The organism is Hydrocoleum sp. CS-953 (genome assembly GCF_002260545.1).
Taxonomy (GTDB): domain Bacteria; phylum Cyanobacteriota; class Cyanobacteriia; order Cyanobacteriales; family Microcoleaceae; genus Trichodesmium.
In genome coordinates this window covers 1-5,437 of record NZ_LGSU01000918.1, presented here as the reverse complement: position 1 = coordinate 5,437, position 5,437 = coordinate 1, and the positions used below count along the sequence as shown (strand labels likewise).

4 protein-coding genes are annotated in these 5,437 nt (G+C 32.2%); all 4 read left to right on the top strand.

All coding sequences use genetic code 11. From position 1 onward, the window contains the following. The first annotated feature begins 934 nt into the window (after window positions 1-934). Window positions 935-2,767: an ABC transporter ATP-binding protein gene (locus AFK68_RS12480; RefSeq protein ID WP_094673096.1), complete on the top strand. Its 1,833-nt coding sequence runs from the start codon at window positions 935-937 to the stop codon at window positions 2,765-2,767. Window positions 2,768-4,083: 1,316 nt separating this feature from the next. After that, window positions 4,084-4,356 carry a hypothetical protein gene (locus AFK68_RS38740; protein ID WP_210407373.1) on the top strand — a complete coding sequence of 91 codons (273 nt, stop codon included), beginning with the start codon at window positions 4,084-4,086 and terminating at the stop codon, window positions 4,354-4,356. A 226-nt stretch (window positions 4,357-4,582) separates the two neighbouring features. Further along, window positions 4,583-5,035, top strand: coding sequence for a hypothetical protein (locus AFK68_RS38735; RefSeq protein ID WP_210407372.1), 453 nt, complete (start codon window positions 4,583-4,585; stop codon window positions 5,033-5,035). Window positions 5,036-5,242: 207 nt separating this feature from the next. Next, window positions 5,243-5,437 (top strand): hypothetical protein (locus AFK68_RS12470; RefSeq protein ID WP_210407371.1); only part of this gene is annotated, 195 nt, incomplete at its 3' end.

The window sequence follows — 5,437 nt, the reverse complement described above, 5'->3', positions numbered from 1 at the left end:
ACATAAGAATAATTAACATTAAACTAGCTAAAATCAGCAAAAAAATAATTATGATTGTGCTGATTAGTTAATGACTGAAGTATTGCCAAAGTATAGCAATAATGCATGGGAATTGGTATAATATTTAATCGTAGTGGTTTGGTCTCAAAACCCAAGCAAAAATGGGATTTGGAAACCAAACCCTTACAGTTTTTTTTCACAAATAATTTTGGATTAGTATAGGAAATAGATAAATTCCCTATTCCCTATATTTGATAATAATTAGCATCTTTTTCCTGTTTAATTACTGAATAATTAATAATTATTAATTAAATATATTGCTGGAAAGCCTCCCTTTACCAATGGATAATTGATAATTGATAATTGATAATTAAAGAGTTAGAAAGTTATACCATTTTGAAAAAATAATTTTACGAATAATAACAACTATTAAAAGGTTTTACGGTAAATGTTGATTTGACAAAAAAGATAATTAGAACATAAAAAATAGTCTCAAATTTATTCATTATAACTCCTGTAGGGGCGATTTCCGTTTGTCATGCTCCTAATTACGCGGAAAGCGACAGCATTCGGTTTGCGCAGCATTCCGCAGGAAACGAAATCGCCCCTACATCTCCTGACTCCTAAGTAGTAACCTAAATATTTGTAGCGAAGATTTATCAATTTGGTATTAGAGAGTTAGAATGTTAGAAAATTATTTCATTATCCACTATCTATTATCAATTAATACTATTTCCTTCTATTCAATCAAGAACGGTTTTAGCAAGAGGTAATTATCAATTATCAATTATCCATTAATAAACAGTTTTTCCATTTCAATTTTAACTATTATAATCATACCCTTTCAAATGACTATTAATTGTCAAAAAATAGCTAATATGCTACCTTATCAAACATCATACTACTGAGAGTTTAACTGAAACAATAGAATTCTATGAGTAGCAACTCACCAAAAAACAATAGTAGCAAATACAAAAGTAATAATAGTGAAACAGACTGGCAATTAATTCAACGCTTACTAAACTACGGTCTCCGTCACAAAACTTTAGTAGCTATCTCACTAATATTATTATTTCCATTATCAATTTCAGGAGCAATTCAACCACTATTAATCGGACAAGCAATTTCTCTAATTTTAGGAGAAAAAACCTGGTTATTTATCCAACAAATGTCATTATCTCAAGGATTGAATATTTTAGCAATTGTATTAATGGTAAGTATTATTATACGGCTCATATTTCAATCTCTACAAGGCTTTTTAGTACAAAAACTTGGGCAACAAATTACTGCTGATATTAGAAATGATTTATTTAAGCACGTTCTTTCTTTAGGAGTCAGATTTTTTGACAGTACCCCTGTAGGAAGATTAATTACTCGTCTGACTAGCGATGTTGAAGCTTTAGGAGATGTATTTTCTACAGGTGCTATTGGAATAGTAAGCGATTTATTCTCGATTTTAATCATTGCTATTGCTATGTTTAGTTTGCAATGGCAACTAGCTTTAATGTTGATATTAATGATTGTGCCAGTAACAGCAGTTATTATCTATTTCCAACAACAATATCGGCAAGCTAATTACAAAGCTAGAGATGAACTTTCCGGTTTAAATTCTCAACTACAAGAAAATTTAATTGGCATTGGAGTAGTACAATTATTTCGGCGAGAAAGATTTAACTCAGAGTTATATAGAGTTAACAATCAAAACTATGTCAAAGAACTAGATAAAACAATTTTTTATGACTCGGCTATCTCTGGTATTTTAGAATGGATTTCTTTAATAGCGATCGCTGCCGTTTTATTCCTGGGAGGGCAATTTGTTTTAGCTAAAAATATAGACTTTGGTACTCTATCTTCCTTCATTTTATATGCTCAACGTTTATTCGACCCGTTACGACAATTTGCCGAAAAATTTACAGCTATTCAAGCTGGATTAACTGCTGTTGAACGTATTTCTAATCTCCTCAATGAAGAAGTTGAAATTCTCGATCCAGAAGGAGATATTAAAAAGTTACCAACTATTGAAATTAATAATTCCCAAATAGGTGAAATTAGATTTGAAAATGTCTGGTTTGGCTATAAACCAAATCAATATGTTTTGAAAAATCTTAATTTTACTATTAAACCAGGAGAAAAAATTGCTTTAGTCGGTCCGACTGGTGCAGGAAAAAGTTCTATCATTCGTTTACTTTGTCGTTTATATGATGTGAATAAAGGTAGAATTTTGGTAGATGGAATTAATATTAAAGACTTACCTCAAGCCGAATTAAGAAAACATATTGGTGTGATTCTCCAAGATGGATTTTTATTTGCTGGAGATGTAAAAAGTAATATTAGTTTAGGAGAAAAATATTCATTTGAGGAAATTCAAGCCTCAGCAAAAAACACAAATATAGATAAATTTATTGCCGAATTACCTCAAGGATATAATACTCAATTGCGAGAACGAGGAGCTAATCTTTCTGGAGGTCAAAAACAGTTATTAGCATTTGCTCGTGCTGCTATTCGTAGTCCTAGAATTTTGGTACTTGACGAAGCAACTGCTAATTTAGATGTGGCAACAGAAGCGTTAATTCAATCAGCATTAGAACGACTTTTAGCAGAACGAACAGCTATTATTATTGCCCATCGACTTTCGACAATTAGAAATGTTAACCGAATTTTTGTCTTGAAAAGAGGAGAGTTAATTGAGTCAGGTACTCATCAGGAATTATTACAAAACAATGGTCTTTATGCTGGTTTATATAAATTGCAAATGTTAGGAACTTGATGAATATACAATCCTATTTCAATTGTAATATTTTTGTGGTAGTTAGGAGTCAGGAGTCAGGAGTCAGGAGTCAGAATTTTCAAAGTTTTTCCTCAACCTTAACTATTACAAATCACTTAGGATTACTATCTTTCAACATTCAGCGGTAAACTTATTGCCTTTGTCAGAGAAATTAGTATTAAGATATTTCCGATAAAATAAGCGATCGCCTAAATTATTGGGTTGAGTAAAAAATTCTTTTATTTGTAGTTTTGCTCTAGCCCCTAAGAATATTGATTTTATTGCTCAAGCAAAACTACTAGCTCAATAAGGAACAAAAGTTGACTATTTGTCTGCTTTAACTAAATTACTGATAACTGAAAAACTTGCTTGACAAAAAAATTTGACATGAACTACTTCAAGACTTCAATCTCCCCTACTCCTCACCCCCAACTATATAAGTAAGTATTCAACCGGATTTGATATTAGGGCTAAAGCCCAACTACAAACAAAGACTCGTAGATGTGTTGCGCAAACACTAACATGTTCTCAACCCAACCTACAAAGTGGAAATTTTTTAATTATCAGCAAAGTAAGCGATAGAAGTTTGTTTTGGTGTAGCGATCGCTCAATCTTATGAATCTACATCTGCATTCTGTGGAGCTACCAAAAAAAATCGATGCTGAAAGGATTTTCTCCTTGCATCGGCAAAAAAATCATGGTACTATGTAATCATTGGGGGTTACTCGTACCTGTACATGATTTTTTATTCAACTAAAAATATATTGTAGTAGAGTGACACATCTAATGGGTGTGCATTAGGGCGGGTTTACTTAATCTTAGGGTAAGCATGAAAATTTCTACTACAACCCGCCCCNTGCATTCTGTGGAGCTACCAAAAAAAATCGATGCTGAAAGGATTTTCTCCTTGCATCGGCAAAAAAATCATGGTACTATGTAATCATTGGGGGTTACTCGTACCTGTACATGATTTTTTATTCAACTAAAAATATATTGTAGTAGAGTGACACATCTAATGGGTGTGCATTAGGGCGGGTTTACTTAATCTTAGGGTAAGCATGAAAATTTCTACTACAACCCGCCCCTACTATTGCAGCATTGAATATGTATCAGTCTAGTAGGGTGTGTTAGACGGCTTAAATTGAGACTACGAAAGGGATTGAGAAATCCGTCGCCGGGCATCATTGAATATGTGTCAGTCTACTACAAAGTATAAATTTTTTAATTATCAGTAAATAAAGGCATAGAACACCTTTCCCCTGTCACATTCGGAGCCTAGCAACAGCTATATCGCCCATCAAAAAAACCAGAAAATAATGATAGAAACAACAGCCAATTATGATGAACCTTGGAAAGCAGCAATAGGAGAATATTTTCCCTCCTTCCTCAACTTTTTCTATCCGAAAATTCATAACTCCATTAATTGGAAAAAACCACCCATTTCTCTAGACAAAGAATTAGAACAGATAGCTGCCTCAGCAACAAAAGAAAAACGTTATGCTGATAAACTATTTCAAGCTTGGTTATTAGACCAACGAGAAATCTGGATATTAATACATATAGAAATTCAAAGTCAATACGACCGATAATTTAGCCAACGAATGTTCATCTATAATTAATCGAGCATTCGACCTGTATAATAAACCAGTAATTAGTCTAGCAATATTAGGAGATGAAACCCCATCTTGGCGACCAAATTTCTATGAATATGGATTAGAAGAAAGTCTAATCTCATTTGACTTTTCCATCGTCAAACTATTAGATTATCAATGGGAGGACTTATCAGCCAACAAAAATATTTTTGCTATTATAGTAATGGCACACCTGAAAACCAAAAGTACCACAAGTAACCCCACAGAAAGAGAACAATGGAAATGGCAAATAGTGAGAAGTTTGTACGAAAAAGGATTAACTAAATTTGACATTATTAACCTGTTTAAATTCATCGACAAAATGATGTCATTGCCACCAGGATTACAATCAACTTTTCAAGTCAAAATTAATCAATATGAGGAGGAACAAAAAATGGAATTTTTAAGCACTATGGAAGAACTAGCTATAGAAAGAACAGCCAAAGAAACTTCTATACAAAATATTATTGATTTACTGCAAAAACGATTTAATTCAGTACCAGAAACTCTAATAATAGAGCTGAATAATATTGAAGATTTAACACAATTAAAACAACTACATCTAGAAACAATTAGCGTTAATTCGGTTGCGGAGTTTGAGGAATTAATTAAAGATAACTCTCATCAAGAAAATTAGAAAATTAGTTACAGCAGATTCTGTCTCATAGCAAATACATATATTAACAATTAAAGATTTTTAGTGCGGGCATCTTACCGAAAAATTAAGGTATAAAGGCTCTCCATTCATGGAGAAAAAATAAAAAAATTCCTTTTAACCCAATCCTTCTATTACAGAAGAGGTAATTATTAATTGTTGAACGGCTATTAATTTTACCTCACCAAGGTGGAATCTGCTGTATCAATAAACCCAAAATTACAATCAAATTTTCAAGCAAAAATTAATCAATATGAGGAGGAACAAAAAATGGAATTTTTAAGCACTATGGAAGAACTGGCTATAGAAAGAACAGCCAAAGAAACTTCTATACAAAATATTATTGATTTACTGCAAAAACGATTTAATTCAGTACCAGAAACT